Raw genomic sequence first — 14,930 nt, forward strand, 5'->3', positions numbered from 1 at the left:
TTTTCGATCTTCCAGGGGGACTGATGCGTCTGCTCGTGGTGGGAGCCAGCGGCTTCCTCGGTGCCGAGGTGTGCCGGCAGGCGGTCGCCGCCGGGCACCGGGTGGCCGGCACGTACCACTCGACCGCCGTCGCGGTGCCCGGCGTCGCGCCGCACCGGCTCGACGTGACCGACCGCGCCGCCGTGCGTGAGCTGCTGACCCGGGTACGCCCCGACGCCGTCGTCGCCACCCCCTACCGGTACGACGACTGGGCGGTCACGGCGGACGGGGCGGCCCACATCGCGGTCGCCGCCGCCGAGGTGGACGCCCGGCTGGTGCACCTGTCCAGCGACGCGCTGCACGCCGGGCGTCCGAAGCCGTGCGCGGACGAGGACGTGCCCACGCCGCTGCACCCGTACGGGGCGGCGAAGGCGGCGGCGGAGACGGCGGTGCGGGCGGTGGACCCGGGCGCGGCGCTGGTGCGGACGTCGCTGATCGTGGGGGAGGGCAGCAAGCAGATCCAGCTCTGCCGGCACGCGCTGGCCGGCCGGGCCACGCTGTTCACCGACGAGTTGCGCTGCCCGGTGCACGTGGCCGACCTCGCCGCCGCCGTGCTGGAGCTGGTGCCGGGCGAGTACGCCGGGCTGCTCAACGTGGCCGGGCCGGACGCGGTGAGCCGCGCCGAGATGGGGCTGCTGGTGGCCCGGCACGACGGGGTGGACGCGGGCGGGCTGCGGACGACCACCATCGCCGCCGCCGGGCTGCACCGTCCGGGCGAGGTGGTGCTGGACTCCACCCGCGCCGCGGGGCTGCTGCGGACCCGGCTGCGCGGCATCACCGAGCTGTACGGCTAGTTGCACAGATTCTTTGCAAGCATCTTGTGCATGGAAAGTGTGCACAGATATTGTGCATCACATGCAGGAGAAGAATGAGCGCGCCGTTCGCATCGACCACCGCCAGGTCCGCGCGCTGGCCCAGCCGCTGCGCATGCGGCTGATCGGGGCGCTGCGCGTGGTGGGCCCGTCCACCGCCACCGCCCTGGCCGAGATGCTCGGCACCAACAGCGGCGCGACCAGCTACCACCTGCGCCAGCTCGCCGAGGTCGGCCTCGTGGTCGAGGACCCCGACCTCGGCACCGGCCGGCAGCGCTACTGGCGGGCCGCGCACGACGTCACCAACTGGGAATCCAGCGACTTCGACGACGACCCCGACTCGCGAGCCGCCATCGAGTGGCTGGAGGCCGACTACGTCCGCTTCTTCGCCGGCCACGCCGAACGCTGGTTCGCCCAGCGGCACCAGTGGGGACCGGCCTGGCGCGACGCGTTCGGCATGGGCGACTTCTTCATGCGCATCCCGGTCTCCCGCCTCGAAGCGATCAAGGAGGAGGTCTTCGCGCTCTTCGAGCGGCACCGCGACGAGACCGACCCCGACGACCCCGACGCCGAGACGGTCCAGCTCTACCTCGCCGCTCTCCCGATGGACGCGGCGTTCCCGCGGCCCACCCCGCCGTCCACCGAGGAGAAGCCGTGACCACGCTGTCCGTACGCCAGATCCGGATCCGCTACCTCACGCTGTACGGCCTGCGCTGGCTGCCCAGCGGCCTGCTCATGCCGGTGATGATCCTGCTGATGCAGGAGCGCGGCCTCACGCTCTCCCAGATCGGCCTGGTCGCCACCGCGCAGGGCCTCGTCGTGCTGGCGCTGGAACTGCCCACCGGCGGCTTCGCCGACGCGCTCGGCCGCAAACCGGTGCTGGTCGCCGCCTGGGTGCTCGGCCTGGGCTCGCTGGCGCTGATGGCGGTGGCCGACTCGTTCTGGATGTTCTTCCTGGTCTGGGCCTTGCAGGGCGTCTACCGGGCGCTCGACAGCGGCCCGATGGAATCCTGGTACGTCGACGCCACGCTCGCCGTCGACCCGAAGGCCGAGTACGAGCGCGGCCTCGGCTGGGCCGGCACCGTGATCGGTGTCGCGATCGGCGCGGGCGCGCTGCTCAGCGGCGGCCTGGTCGCGCTCGGCCCGATCGGCCCGGTCAGCGCGCTGGCCCTGCCGGTGATCGTCGCCGCCGTGCTCCAGGCCGTCTCCATCGTGGCGCTGCTCGCGCTGATGGCCGAGCGGCGGCCCGCATCCGGCCCGGCCGCGCTGCGCGCCTCGGTGGTCGACGCGCCCCGCATGGTCGGGCAGGCCGTCGGGCTGCTGCGCCGCAACCGGGTGCTCGCGGCCCTGGTCGCCGTCGAGCTTTTCTGGGGCTTCGGCATGGTCACCTTCGAGTCGCTGCTCCCGGTGCGCCTCGCCGAGGTGCTCGACGACCCGGACCGCGCGGCGGCACTGCTCGGCCCCGCCGGCACGGCGGCCTGGCTCGCCAACGCCGCCGGCGCCGCGCTCACCCCGTTCCTGCTGCGCCACCTCGGCGCCGCCCCGGCCGCCGCGCTGATGCGCATCCTCCAGGGCGTGACTGTGGTCGGCATGGGCCTGCTGGCCGGTCCGGTCGGAATCCTCATCGCGTACCTGGCTTGCTACGCCGTGCACGGCGCGTCGAATCCGCTGCACATGGGACTGCTGCACCGGCAGGTCGACGGTCCGTACCGGACCAGCGTGCTGTCGCTCAACTCGATGGCCGCCCAGCCGGCCGGCGCGCTCGGCGCGGTGACCCTGACCGCGCTGGCCGACGCCACGAGCGTCAGCACCGCAATGATCGTCGGCGGCGTCGTGCTCGCCGTGGCCGCGCCGCTCTACCTGCCGGCCTGGCGCGCCGCCCGCCGCGCCCCGCAGGACGTCACCGTGGAACCGGAGCCGACGGTGGGCGGCCCCGGCCACGCCGGCCCGCCCCTCGACGCGGCCCCCGCGGTAGCCGCGCCCGCTCCCGCCGGCCGCGACTGACCCGACCGCCCCCGGAGACGGACGAGATCTTGGTACGAGAGGGCCCTCACCGGGGCCGTCTCGTACCAAGATCTCGCGTGGTCGGGGGCGCCGCGTGTCAGGCGAGCTTGACGGAGGTGCGGCGTTCGGCGGCGGTGAAGCCGAGCCGGCGGTACAGCCGGATCGCGCCCACGTTGTCCGGGTAGACGCCCAGCGCCACGGCGTCGTACCTGCCGAACAGAGCGCACGTCATCGCGGCGGTCAGCGCCGCGCCCAGCCCTCGGCCGCGATGCCCCGGTGCGACCGTCAGCCCGGCCAGGAAGCCGATGTCGCCGCGGCTGCGATCGGCGCCGCAGGCGAGCAGGCGGTCACCGTCGCGGATGCCGTACCAGTCGGCGATGCCCGGCTCGCCCGGCCGGGAGGTGGTGGCCGGGAACGCCTCCTCGATCAGCGCGGCCAGCGCGGGGTGGTCGGCAGCGGTGAGGCGTACCACCCGCTCCTGCTCCGGCTGGCGCGGCGGCGGCGCGGTGGTCCAGAGGAAGTCCCACTCGATCAGCCGGGCCACCGGCAGTCGCGCGGCCACCTCGTCCGGATCGGCGTGGGACAGGTTGACCGACTGACCGGCCCGCAGCGTCCCGTCCGCCCGGTGGGCGGCGAAGACGTCGAGCGCCGGGCCGGGTGCGCCGACCGCGCCGCCGGCCGACCACTCGCCCGGAGGGAGCAGCCATCCGACCGCGCCGGCGTGCCGCCATCCGCGCGCGGCCTCGTCGCGCCGCAGCGCGTGCCGGGCGTACGGGTGGTGGCCGGCCGCGCCGAGCAGCGCGTCCCGCCCGGTCAGCGCCTCGTCGACCCTGATCATTCCGCCAGCGTACGAGCATCCCCGCTGGTACCGACGGCCGAGGCACCGCCTGTTCCACGGTGGAGATTGACGAACAGACCGATTGGGTACATCCGTCGCCGACCTGCTGGGAACCCCCACCGGAGGAACGACATGCTCGCCATTCTCGCGGCCATCGTGTTCGGTTTCGCGCTGCTGCTCGACTTCATGAACACCGACCTCGGCGCCCCCGATCTGTTCAGCACCTCGACCCTCATGCTCATCGGCTTCCTGCTGCTCTCGCTCTACCTGGCCGGCGTCGGCTCCGGCCCGCGCGGCGGCGGTGGCGGCCGGTGGTACCGGGGTCGGCGGCCGGGTCGCGGCTGACCGGAAAAGACCACCCCGGGCCGGGGCGGCGGCGCGATTCCGGCGTCGTCGGCCCGGCCCGGTACTGTCTTCGTGATGGAATCGGACGCCCTCTTCAGCCTCGGCGAGCCGGCCGGCGCACCCGCGGGCGCGGGCGGCGCCGACGGCTTCACCGACGCCCGGGCGGATTCGCCCCTGCCGGTGCGGATGCGGCCGGCGGGCATCGACGAGCTGGTCGGGCAGGAACACCTGCTCGCGCCGGGAGCGCCGCTGCGTCAGCTGGTCGAGGGCGCGGCGCCGATGTCGGTGATCCTCTGGGGTCCGCCGGGCAGCGGCAAGACCACCATCGCCCACCTCGTGGCCCGTGCCACCGACCGGCGGTTCGTGGCGATGTCCGCGCTGACCGCGGGCGTGAAGGACGTCCGCGCCGTGATCGACACCGCCCGCCGGCAACGCCGGTCCGGCGGCCCGCCGACGGTGCTGTTCATCGACGAGGTGCACCGGTTCAGCAAGACCCAGCAGGACTCGCTTCTCGCCGCGGTCGAGGACCGTACGGTCACGCTGCTGGCGGCGACCACGGAGAACCCGTACTTCTCAGTCATCTCGCCCCTGCTGTCGCGCTGCGTGCTGCTCACCCTCCAGGCCCTCGACGACGACGACGTCCGCGGCCTGCTGCGCCGCGCGGTCGCCGACGAGCGCGGACTCGGCGGCGCGCTGGTCCTGGCCGAGGAGGCGGAGGACCACCTGGTCCGGCTCGCCGGGGGCGACGTGCGCAAGGCGCTCACCGCGCTGGAGGCGGCCGCTGCCACCGCGACCGCGCTCGGCACCGGCCGGATCGACCTGGCGGTGGCCGAACAGGCGGTCGACGTGGCGGCGGTGCGATACGACCGCGACGGCGACGCCCACTACGACGTGACGAGCGCGTTCATCAAGAGCATGCGCGGCTCGGACGTGGACGCGGCACTGCACTGGCTGGCCCGGATGGTGGTGGCCGGTGAGGACGCCCGGTTCATCGCCCGCCGGTTGGTGATCTTCGCCAGTGAGGACGTCGGCATGGCCGATCCCACCGCGCTGACAGTGGCCACCGCGGCCGCCCACGCGGTCGAGTACGTGGGCCTGCCCGAGGCCCAGCTCAACCTGGCCCAGGCGGTCATCCACCTGGCCACCGCGCCGAAGTCGAACTCGGCCACCACAGCGATCGGCGCCGCCGTCGCCGACGTACGCGCGGGCCGGGGCGGTCCGGTGCCGCGCGGGCTGCGCGACGCCCACTACTCCGGCGCGCGGGGCCTCGGCCACGGCGCCGGCTACCGCTACCCGCACGACGACCACCGCGGGGTGGTCACCCAGCAGTACGCTCCGGACGACCTCGTCGGCACCGACTACTACCAGCCCAGCGGGCACGGCGCGGAGCGGGCGGTGGCCACCCGGCTGCCGCTGCTGCGCCGGATCGTACGCGGGCTGCCGGCTCCGGCGACCCGGGCGGAGGCCGGCGCCCCGGCCGCCGCGAACGGGGCCCGGGTGGGGGGCAGCGAGCAGGCCAGCGGGGCGAGTGAGGGCGGCAGCGACGCCGCCGAGGGGGGTCAGTAGTGATGGCGCGTGGTCCGGAGCGGCCGGCGGACGGCCCCGACGAGCGGCGCGACCCGCGGGGCAAGGGTCGCCGGTGGGGACGCGGCCGGGCCGAGCCCGAGCTGGACCCGACCGTCGTCGGCGAGGAACTCGGCTGGATCGACGACCTGCGCACCGCCAAGCACCAGGGCGGTGAACTCGGACCGGACGGTGACGTCCCGGCGCCGCACCCCGGCGCCGACCCGTCGTGGCCGGCCGCCGAACCGCGCCGTCCGGCCGCCGCGCCGGGGTCCGCCCCCGGCATGCCGCCCGCCGGCCGACCGGCTTCGCCGCCCACGGCACCGGGCCCGCAGCCGCCCTCGGCCGGTCAACCGGTTGCGCCGCCGCCCGCAGGCCGGTCCGGTCCGCCGCAGGCTCCCGGCCGGTCCGTGCCGCCGCCGGCAGGGCCGCAGGCTCCCGGCCGTCCCGTTGCGCCGTCGACCGCCGCGCCCCAGGCTTCCGGCCGTCCCGTGCCGCCACCGGCCGGCGCACCGCAGGCCCCAGGCCGTCCCGTGCCGCCATCGGCCGCCGCGCCGCAGGCGCCCGGCCGGCCTCACCCGAACGGGCCCGCTCCGGGCGGCCGCACCGACCCGACGATGCCGCCCGTGACCGGCCGTGCTGGACCGGCGGCGCCGCCGGCCGCGGGCCGTACCGGCGGACCCGGTAGCGACCTCCCTCCGGCCCCGGGCCGTCCGGGCCTCGACACGCCTCCGCCGCGACGGTCCGGTGCGGACATCGCCGCACCTGCCGGCCGGCCCGGCATGGACACGCCCCCGGCCGCCGGGCGTCCGGCGGGGGCGATGCCGCCGGGAGCCCGCCCGCCGGTCGAGGACGCGCCTGCCGGCCGTCCCGGCCCGGAGACGCCGCCCGGCGGCCGTCCCGGTCCACGTCCCCCGGTCATGCGCCGCCCCGACGCGCCCGGTCCCGCCGCGCCGCCGGTACGCCCCGGCGGTCCCGAGCCGGGTGCTCCGCGCCGGGCCGCCGACGGTCCCTGGCCCGGCGGCCCCGAAGCCGCCGCCCCGCGCCGCCCGGTCGACGGTCCGTGGCCCGGTGTGCCCGAGGCGCCGCGTCCGCCGGACGCGCCGTACCGCCGCCGCCCGGACGGACCCACCGGTCAGCAGCCACCGGTCACCGGCACTCGCCCGCCATCCGGCGCGCCGTCGCCCGGCCGCGTACCCGCCGACGTGGGCCGGCCGTCCACTGACGACGGTGACACCCGCGTACCGCCGGCCCCCCGCGGCCGGCACGGCGCCGGGCCCGAGGGCCCGCACCCGGCCGACCCGACGATCCCGCCGCCCGCCGGACGCCGGGCCCGGCCCGACGACACCGCCGGCATCCAGCCGGTCTCCGGCGCCGCCCGCCGAGCCCGCGCCGAGGACACCGGCGCCGTCCCGCAGGTCCCCGGTGGAGCGCGGCGGGCGCGACCCGGCGACATGCCACCCGGTACCCAGCCGGTCTCCGGTGCGGGCCGCCGGGCGCGTGCCGACGGCGTTCCGCCCGGCACCCGGCCCGTCTCCGGTGCCGGCCGCCGCGCCGCGCCGGAAGGCATCGTGCCCGGCGCGGCCGCGCGAGCAGTTCCGGACGCGGCTCCGGTCTCCGGTGGCGGGCGCCGTGCCCGGCACGACGAGCCCACCGGCGGTCACCACCCGCCCGCACCCGGCGCCGAACCCGCAGCCACGCCCGGCCGGCGGGCCGCCCCGGACCGCTCCCCGGTCGTGCCGCGCAGCGGCAACGCACCGGATGTGCCGGGCGCGCCCGTGTCCGGCAGCCCGGCGGCCGGCCCGACCCCGCCCAGCGGCCGTCGCGGCGCACCCGCCGGCCGCGGTGCCACGCCCGACACGGCCGGCGGCCGGAGCGGCGCACCCGACACGGCCGTCGGCCGTCGGCCCGCACCCGAGGTGCCCGGCGCCCGGCGGGCCGCGCCCGACGAGCCCGGTGGCCCCGGTGCCGCCGCCGAGACGCCCGGCCGACGCGCCGCCCGTGACGATGCCGGTGAGCAGCGGCCGCAACGGCCCGAACGGCCCGCCGACTGGCTGCGGCAGGCCGGTCGTTCCCCGCACACCGACCCCGCCATGCCGGTCACCCGCCGTCCGGCCGGCCCACCCGCCGAGGAGCCGCCCGGCCGTTCCGGCGGCCCCGCCGGCCGGGTCGGCGTCGCCGTGCCGCCGGTGCGTCCCGAGCCGGGTACGCCGTCCCGGCGGCAGGGGCAGCCCGGCCCCGATGTGCCGGCGCGCGCCGAACCGGCGGTCCGCCCCGACCAGCCCGGCCCGGGCATGCCCCCGGCCCGGCCTGCGCCGTCCGACCCGCCGCCTGCCCGGTCCGGCCCGGCGCGCGGCGCTGCCCGTCCCGGTGTCGCCGCCGTTCCCGGTGGCGCCCCGGCCGGGCCCGGCCCGCGCGGTGACCTCGATCGCACGGGCGGAACCCCGCTCGGTGGCCGTCCCGGTAGCGCCCCGGTCGAGCCCGGCCCGCGCGGTGACCTCGATCGCACGGGCGGGATCCCGGCTGGCGGCCGTCCCGGTGGTGCACCGGCCGGACCCGGTCCGCGCGGCGACGTGGAGCGCACGGGCGGGATTCCGGTGGGCGGCGCTCGCCCCGGGTCCGGCCCGGCCGGCCCGGCCGGACCCGGTGGCGACGGCCGTGGGGCGGCCCGCCCCGACGACATGTCCCGGCCCGGTGCCGGGCCCCGACCACCGGTGGCCCCCGGCGCCCGAGGTCCGGCGGGCGACGCCCCGGTGCCGCCCGGTGCCCCGGTGACCGCCCGCGCGGCGGCGGGCGTGGCCCGCCCGGTCGCGCCGGACGAGCGGCCCGCCGGGCGCGCGACACCACCCGGACCGGAAACCGACCGGCCCGGACCGGGCGGCCCGGCGACACCGGCGGCGGCCCGGGCGGCTGTGGTCGTACCCCCGGGGGAGCCGGCGGGGCCACGGCCGGGCGGTCCCGGACCGGCCGACAGCGGCGCGGAGGCCGGCGGCCTGCGTGGCGCGCGGTCCGAGCTGCGCCGGCAGATGCGCGAGCGCAGCCGGCTGCGGCTGGGCATCCTCGCCCTGGTCAGCCTCGTGCTGCTGGGTGCGGTGCCGCTCTACTTCGGGATGCGGACGCTCAGCCGCGACCCGGTCTTCGACACCCTCGACGAGCTCGCGGTGCCCACCTGGGCGCAGAGCAACACGGTGGACAACGTCAGCGGCAGCCGCTGGTGCCTGCAGGACTGCCGCCTGCGGGAACGGTCCGTCGAGTCGGAGCAGGGGTGGAAGGAGACCGTCGCGGTCTACGAGAAGGCGCTGGCCGGGGACGGGTGGCGGCGCTGGAAGGTCGACCGTTGCCCGGACGAGAAGGTCCCCGGTAGCTACACCTGCTGGCGCCGGGACGAACTGACGCTCGACCTGTGGGTACGCGACCGCACCTGCACGCCCCCGCCGATCGACGGAGCGCCCGCGCCGTCCACGCCCGCCGAGCCCGCAGCGGCGGCGTGCACCGGCTCGTTGGTGTCGGTGAAGGTGCGCAACGCGATCGACGACGAGCGCACCGGACCGACACCGACCACCGATCCGTCACTCACCGGTGAGGATCCCTACCCGACGCTGACCGACGACCCGCTGGGCGAGGTGACCCCCTCACCGTCGTGAGCCGACTTCCATCACGGACGGTAGGGTCTGGGGCTGGCACGCCCGTCCGTGCCCGGTGACCGGGTCGGCGTGGCGCGAAGTGGGTAGGTACGGTCGCGCGTTCCGGGGCGTCGGGTTCCGGGACACTGCTTGAGGAGGACGTGCGCGTGAACGGTAGCGAGGTCGCTTGGCTGGTTCTGGCCGGCGCGTTCCTGATGCTGGTGCTCGTGCTGGCGGTGCCGATCCTGCGGCTGCGGCACACCGTGGACGCGACGACCCGCATGATCAACGAGCTCAACGACCGCACCGCGCCGCTGCTCGGTGACGTGAACACCACGGTGAAGAACGTCAACGTGGCGCTGGAGCAGGTGCAGACCTCGCTGGACGGGGTGAACCTCCAGCTCGCCAAGGTGGACACCATGACCAGCCACGCACAGAACGTCACCGCGAACGTGGCGAACCTGGCCACCGTGGTCTCCGCCGCCGCCGCGAACCCGCTGGTCAAGGTGGCCGCGTTCGGCTACGGCGTGCGCCGGGCCGCCTCCGCCCGCCGGCACGCCGAGACCGAGCGCGAGGTGCGCGACACCATCAAGCAGCAGCGTCGCGCCGCCAAGCGCGGCAACCGCTGACCCCGACCGGCGTACGCGGGAAGGATGAGAACATGAGGCGGTTGTTCTGGCTGGGCATCGGGCTGGCCGTGGGCGTCCTGGTGGTGCGCAAGGCCACCCGGACCGCGCAGGCGTACACCCCGGCCGGCATCGCCAGCGGGCTGTCCGAGTCCGCCGGCGGTCTGGTCGAGTCGCTCCGGGCGTTCGTGGACGACGTCCGGGTCGGCATGGCCGAGCGTGAGCAGGAGATCCACGAGGCCTTCGCCCGCGGCGAGGTGTACGACGACCAGTTCGCCGAGCTGCGGGAGGACCCGCGGATCGGCGACCGAGAGATTTTCCCGGAGGACCACCAGCGATGAAGACGGCGGAGATCAAGCGGCGGTTCCTCGCCCACTTCGAGGCGAACGGGCACACCGTGGTCCCGTCCGCTCCGCTGCCCGCCATCAGCGACCCGAACCTGCTGTTCATCAACGCGGGCATGGTGCAGTTCGTGCCCTACTTCCTGGGCCAGCAGGCCCCGCCGTACGCGCGGGCGACGAGCGTGCAGAAGTGCATCCGGACGCCTGATATCGACGAGGTCGGCAAGACCAGCCGGCACGGCACGTTCTTCCAGATGAACGGCAACTTCTCCTTCGGTGACTACTTCAAGTCCGGGGCGATCCCGCTCGCCTGGGATCTGGCCACCAAGCCGGTCGAGGCGGGCGGCTTCGGGCTGGACCCGGAGCGGATCTGGGCCACCGTCTACCTGGACGACGACGAGGCGTACGACATCTGGCGCGCCACCGGCGTGCCGGCCGAGCGGATCGTGCGCCGCGGCAAGGCCGACAACTTCTGGTCGATGGGCATCCCCGGCCCGTGCGGTCCGTGCTCCGAGCTGTACTACGACCGCGGCCCGGCCTACGGCCGCGAGGGCGGCCCGGAGGTCGACGAGGACCGCTACCTGGAGTTCTGGAACCTCGTCTTCATGCAGTTCGAGCGCGGCCCGGGCACCGGCAAGGAGGACTTCCCGATCCTCGGTGACCTGCCGGCGAAGAACATCGACACCGGCATGGGCCTGGAGCGGATGGCCTCGCTGCTGCAGGGCGTGGACAACCTCTACGAGATCGACGAGGTCAAGCCGATCCTCGACAAGGCCGCCGAGCTGACCGGCAAGCGCTACGGCGTGCACTCGGGTCACGCGGCCAACGAGTCGCACCCGGACGACGTACGGCTGCGGGTCATCGCCGACCACGTGCGCACCTCGCTGATGCTCATCGGCGACGGCGTGACCCCGTCGAACGAGGGCCGGGGTTACGTGCTGCGGCGGATCATGCGCCGGGCGATCCGGGCGGTGCGGCTGCTCGGCTACGCCGACCGGGCGCTGCCGGAGCTGCTGCCGGTGGCCCGCGACTGCATGGCGCCGTCGTACCCGGAGCTGGCCGAGGACTTCGGCCGGATCTCCCAGTACGCGTACGCCGAGGAGGACGCGTTCCTGGCCACGCTGCGCGCCGGCACCACGATCCTGGACACCGCCATCGCCGAGACCAAGTCGGCCGGCAGGGCGGCGCTCTCCGGTGACAAGGCGTTCCAGCTGCACGACACGTACGGCTTCCCGATCGACCTGACCCTGGAGATCGCGGCTGAGCAGGGGCTGCAGGTCGACGCGGAGGGCTTCCGCCGGCTGATGGCCGACCAGCGCAGCCGGGCCAAGGCCGACGCGCAGGCGCGCAAGACCGGGCACACCGACGTGTCGGCGTACCGGTCGGTGCTCGACGGCGGCGGGCCGGTGGAGTTCACCGGCTACACCGAGCTGAGCCGGGAGTCGCGGGTCCGCGCGCTGCTGTCCGGCGGCGCCGCGATCTCCGCGGCGGTCGAGGGCGACACGGTCGAGCTGGTGCTCGACACCACCCCGTTCTACGCCGAGGGCGGCGGCCAGCAGCCCGACCAGGGGCTCATCACTGTGGGCGGCGGCCAGGTCGAGGTCTTCGACGTGCAGCAGCCGGTGCCCGGCCTGATCGTGCACCGGGCCAAGGTGGTGCGCGGCGAGGTTCGCTCCGGGGAGACCGGGTACGCCGAGATCGACGTGTCCCGCCGCCGGGCGATCTCTCGCTCGCACACCGCCACGCACCTGGTGCACCAGACGATGCGTAACTTCCTCGGTGAGTCGGCGACCCAGGCGGGTTCGCTCAACGCGCCGGGCCGGCTGCGGTTCGACTTCAACACCCCGACGGGTGTGGCGCCGAGCGTGCTGCACGACGTCGAGCAGCAGGTGAACGAGGTGCTGCTGGCCGACCTTGAGGTGCACGCGTTCGTTACCAGCCAGGAGGAGGCCCGCCGGATCGGGGCGATGGCCCTGTTCGGCGAGAAGTACGGCGAGCGGGTCCGGGTCGTCGAGGTCGGCGACTACGCCCGCGAGCTGTGCGGTGGCACGCACGTGGCCCGCTCCGCCCAGCTCGGCCTCGTGAAGATCCTCTCCGAGGCTTCTGTGGGTTCCGGAGTACGCCGGATCGAGGCGCTCGTCGGCATGGACGCGTTCGGCTTCCTGGCCCGCGAGCACCTGCTGGTGTCCCGGCTGGCCGAGCTGTTCCGGGTGCCCGGCGAGCAGGTGGCCGACCGGGTGGAGCAGACCGTCACCCAGCTGCGCGACGCGGAGAAGGAACTGGAGAAGCTGCGCGCCCAGCTCGTGCTCGGCGGGGCCGGTGCCCTGGCGGCGCAGGCGAAGGACGTGCGCGGCGTCGCGTACGTCGGCACCGAGGCGCCGGAGGGCGCGGCGGCGAACGACGTGCGGACCCTCGCCCAGGAGATCCGGGGCCGGATCGACGCGGCCCGCCCGGCGGTGGTCGCGGTGGCCGCCCGGGCCAACGGCAAGGCGTCGCTCGTGGTGGCCGTCAACCAGGCCGCCCGGGGGCGGAACCTGAGCGCGAAAGACCTGGTCAAGGCGGCGTTCTCCGGCCGGGGCGGCGGTAGCGACGACCTGGCCCAGGGCGGCGGCCTGCCCGCGACGGAGGCGCCGAACCTGCTGGTCACCGTCGAGCGGGCGGTCGCCGGCACGGCATGAGCGAACGCACCGAGCGGAGCGAGGGCCGTGAGGGCATGCCCGGTCGGCACGGCATGAGCGAACGCACCGAGCGGAGCGAGGGCCGTGAGGGCATGCCCGGTCGGCACGGCATGAGCGAACGCACCGAGCGGAGCGAGGGCCGTGAGGGCATGCCCGGTCGGCACGGCATGAGCGAACGCACCGAGCGGAGCGAGGGCCGTGAGGGCATGCCCAGTCGGCACGGCATGAGCGCAACGATCGACGCCAGGGCGGACCACCCGGTCCGCCCTGGCCCGTACCGGCGGGGAGGTGTCCGCTCGTGAGCGAGCTGTCCCGTGGCGTCCGGCTGGGCGTCGACGTCGGCCAGGTCCGGGTGGGGGTGGCCCGCTGTGATCCGCACGGCATCCTCGCCACGCCCCTGGTGACGCTGGCCCGTGATCTGACCGCCGAACCGGACGCGGTGCCCGGCGACATGGCCGAGCTGGTCCGGCTCGCCGCCGAGCACGAGGCGGTGGGGATCGTGGTCGGGCTGCCTGTCAACCTGGCCGGAAAGCACGGCCCGGCGGCGGCGAACGTATCAGCATATGCCAGCCGATTGGCTGATGTAATGAGGCCGATTCCGGTGACGCTGACGGACGAGAGGATGTCTACCGTCGTCGCGAGTCGTAGGCTGGCCGAACGGGGCGTCCGGGGAAAGCGCCAACGAGCGGTGGTCGACCAGGCCGCCGCGGTGGAGATTCTGCAGAGCTGGCTGGACGCACAGCGGAGGCGGACGCAATGATCGACGATCTTGATCTGGGGTTCGACGAGCCGGACAGGGGGGAGAAGGGCAGGCACCGGCGCGGCGCGGTGCGCCGACGCCAGGGCAAGTCCGGCGGCAGCCGGGGCAAGACCCTTCTCGCCCTCGCGCTCGCGCTGGTCCTGCTCGGCGGCATCGGCGGCGGTGCGTTCTACGGCTTCGACCGGGTCCAGAACTACTTCGTCACACCCGACTACGACGGCTCCGGCACCGGCGAGGTGACCGTCGAGATCAAGCAGGGCGCGTTGATCGCCGACATGGCCGACGCGCTCGTCGCGGCCGACGTGGTGAAGAGCACCAAGGCGTTCATCGAGGCCGCCGAGGAGAACTCGCGCAGCAAGAACATCCAGCCCGGCACGTACAAGCTGCGCAAGCAGATGAGCGGTGACGCGGCGGTCGTGGCGCTGCTGGACCTCAAGAACAAGATCGTCAACGGGATCACCATTCCCGAGGGTCTCACCGCGAAGACGGTCTACAAGCGGCTCTCCGAGAAGACCGACATCCCGGTCAAGGACTTCGAGGCGGCGGCGAAGGACCCGGAGGCGCTCGGCGTACCGGACTGGTGGTTCAAGCGCTCCGACGGCAAGAAGGTCAAGCCGTCGATCGAGGGCTTCTTGTTCCCCGACACCTACGAGATCCCGCCGAAGGCCACCGCCGAGACGGTGCTCAAGCTGATGGTGGACAACTTCCTCACCGTCACCGGGAACCTGAAGTTCGCCGAGAACGTGCAGGCGAACCGTGGCGGCATCAGCCCATACGAGGTGCTGGTCGTGGCGTCGCTCTCGCAGGCGGAAGCGGGCAACAAGGACGACCTCGGCAAGATCGCCCGCGTCGCCTACAACCGGGTCTACAGCGGCAACTTCCCCTGCAACTGTCTGCAGTTCGACGTGTCGGTCAACTACTACTGGGAGCTGACCGGCAAGCCGACAAAGGCGTCGAAGGACATGCGCAGAGAGGAGCTGTACGACGAGAAGAACCCGTACAGCACCCATGCCCGCCCGGGTCTGCCCCCGACTCCCATCAACAACCCGGGGAAGCAGGCCCTGGAGGGGGCGCTGAGCCCACCGGACGGCAAGTGGCTCTTCTTCGTCGCCATCGACAAGCAGGGACACTCGGCCTTCGCGACGACGAACGCCGAGCACGAGCGCAACATCGAGAAGGCCAAGGAGAACGGCGTTCTCTAGGCACGACGGCGCGATCTCGCTCAGCGCAATGCTTGCGGAGATCGACTGTGGTCACTACGCTCGGTGTCTGCATTCGACATCGAGACGCGGGGGTGCCTC

General features: G+C 74.8%; 13 protein-coding genes. 12 read left to right on the forward strand and 1 reads right to left on the reverse strand.

The genetic code is table 11. The features are described from left to right. Nucleotides 1-23: 23 nt before the first annotated feature. The 3 genes from NMK34_RS12135 (at nt 24) to NMK34_RS12145 (ending at nt 2,855) form a co-directional block, all read left to right on the forward strand. A complete protein-coding gene (locus NMK34_RS12135) occupies nt 24-833 on the forward strand; it encodes a sugar nucleotide-binding protein (protein ID WP_318333462.1) in 810 nt (269 codons plus the stop codon). A gap of 61 nt (nt 834-894) precedes the next feature. Next, nucleotides 895-1,509, forward strand: coding sequence for an ArsR/SmtB family transcription factor (locus tag NMK34_RS12140; RefSeq protein WP_318333463.1), 615 nt, complete (start codon nt 895-897; stop codon nt 1,507-1,509). Further along, entirely contained in the window at nt 1,506-2,855 is a 1,350-nt protein-coding gene (locus tag NMK34_RS12145; RefSeq protein ID WP_318333464.1) for an MFS transporter, read from the forward strand. Before NMK34_RS12140 ends, NMK34_RS12145 begins: the two co-directional genes overlap by 4 nt. 97 nt (nt 2,856-2,952) lie before the next feature. Here NMK34_RS12145 and NMK34_RS12150 read toward each other — a convergent pair whose 3' ends face one another. After that, complete coding sequence (locus NMK34_RS12150; protein ID WP_318333465.1) at nt 2,953-3,693, reverse strand: N-acetyltransferase; 741 nt, start codon at nt 3,691-3,693, stop codon at nt 2,953-2,955. Nucleotides 3,694-3,825: 132 nt separating this feature from the next. On the opposite strand from NMK34_RS12150, the gene NMK34_RS12155 reads away from it, so the two are divergent. From NMK34_RS12155 to mltG, 9 genes are all read left to right on the forward strand, one after another. Next, on the forward strand, nt 3,826-4,038 hold the full coding sequence (locus NMK34_RS12155) for a hypothetical protein (protein ID WP_018785054.1): 213 nt from the start codon (nt 3,826-3,828) through the stop codon (nt 4,036-4,038). A gap of 75 nt (nt 4,039-4,113) precedes the next feature. Further along, complete coding sequence (locus NMK34_RS12160; protein ID WP_318333466.1) at nt 4,114-5,604, forward strand: replication-associated recombination protein A; 1,491 nt, start codon at nt 4,114-4,116, stop codon at nt 5,602-5,604. A 3,023-nt stretch (nt 5,605-8,627) separates the two neighbouring features. After that, a complete protein-coding gene (locus NMK34_RS12165) occupies nt 8,628-9,245 on the forward strand; it encodes a hypothetical protein (protein WP_318336330.1) in 618 nt (205 codons plus the stop codon). 146 nt (nt 9,246-9,391) lie between these two features. Then, nucleotides 9,392-9,853 carry a DUF948 domain-containing protein gene (locus tag NMK34_RS12170; RefSeq protein WP_043324962.1) on the forward strand — a complete coding sequence of 154 codons (462 nt, stop codon included), beginning with the start codon at nt 9,392-9,394 and terminating at the stop codon, nt 9,851-9,853. Nucleotides 9,854-9,885: 32 nt separating this feature from the next. Further along, nucleotides 9,886-10,191 (forward strand): hypothetical protein, encoded by a 306-nt coding sequence (locus tag NMK34_RS12175; RefSeq protein WP_013285491.1) that lies wholly within the window; start codon nt 9,886-9,888, stop codon nt 10,189-10,191. Next, nucleotides 10,188-12,869: an alanine--tRNA ligase gene (gene alaS, locus NMK34_RS12180; protein ID WP_318333467.1), complete on the forward strand. Its 2,682-nt coding sequence runs from the start codon at nt 10,188-10,190 to the stop codon at nt 12,867-12,869. The genes NMK34_RS12175 and alaS overlap by 4 nt, the downstream gene beginning before the upstream one ends. After that, nucleotides 12,866-13,171, forward strand: coding sequence for a hypothetical protein (locus NMK34_RS12185; protein WP_318333468.1), 306 nt, complete (start codon nt 12,866-12,868; stop codon nt 13,169-13,171). The genes alaS and NMK34_RS12185 overlap by 4 nt, the downstream gene beginning before the upstream one ends. After that, nucleotides 13,168-13,629 carry a Holliday junction resolvase RuvX gene (gene ruvX / locus NMK34_RS12190; protein WP_262015736.1) on the forward strand — a complete coding sequence of 154 codons (462 nt, stop codon included), beginning with the start codon at nt 13,168-13,170 and terminating at the stop codon, nt 13,627-13,629. Before NMK34_RS12185 ends, ruvX begins: the two co-directional genes overlap by 4 nt. After that, nucleotides 13,626-14,831: an endolytic transglycosylase MltG gene (mltG, locus tag NMK34_RS12195; RefSeq protein ID WP_318333469.1), complete on the forward strand. Its 1,206-nt coding sequence runs from the start codon at nt 13,626-13,628 to the stop codon at nt 14,829-14,831. The genes ruvX and mltG overlap by 4 nt, the downstream gene beginning before the upstream one ends. The last annotated feature ends 99 nt before the right edge of the window (nt 14,832-14,930 follow it).

Source organism: Micromonospora sp. BRA006-A, from assembly GCF_033433935.1.
Lineage (GTDB): Bacteria > Actinomycetota > Actinomycetes > Mycobacteriales > Micromonosporaceae > Micromonospora > Micromonospora aurantiaca.

Bases quoted from the DNA above. Each gene is read 5' to 3' on its own strand.
- NMK34_RS12135 (WP_318333462.1), top strand. From the start codon at position 24: ATGCGTCTGCTCGTGGTGGGAGCCAGCGGCTTCCTCGGTGCCGAGGTG.
- NMK34_RS12140 (WP_318333463.1), top strand. From the start codon at position 895: ATGCAGGAGAAGAATGAGCGCGCCGTTCGCATCGACCACCGCCAGGTC.
- NMK34_RS12150 (WP_318333465.1), bottom strand. From the start codon at position 3,693: ATGATCAGGGTCGACGAGGCGCTGACCGGGCGGGACGCGCTGCTCGGC.
- NMK34_RS12155 (WP_018785054.1), top strand. From the start codon at position 3,826: ATGCTCGCCATTCTCGCGGCCATCGTGTTCGGTTTCGCGCTGCTGCTC.
- NMK34_RS12160 (WP_318333466.1), top strand. From the start codon at position 4,114: ATGGAATCGGACGCCCTCTTCAGCCTCGGCGAGCCGGCCGGCGCACCC.
- NMK34_RS12165 (WP_318336330.1), top strand. From the start codon at position 8,628: ATGCGCGAGCGCAGCCGGCTGCGGCTGGGCATCCTCGCCCTGGTCAGC.
- NMK34_RS12175 (WP_013285491.1), top strand. From the start codon at position 9,886: ATGAGGCGGTTGTTCTGGCTGGGCATCGGGCTGGCCGTGGGCGTCCTG.
- alaS (WP_318333467.1), top strand. From the start codon at position 10,188: ATGAAGACGGCGGAGATCAAGCGGCGGTTCCTCGCCCACTTCGAGGCG.
- NMK34_RS12185 (WP_318333468.1), top strand. From the start codon at position 12,866: ATGAGCGAACGCACCGAGCGGAGCGAGGGCCGTGAGGGCATGCCCGGT.
- mltG (WP_318333469.1), top strand. From the start codon at position 13,626: ATGATCGACGATCTTGATCTGGGGTTCGACGAGCCGGACAGGGGGGAG.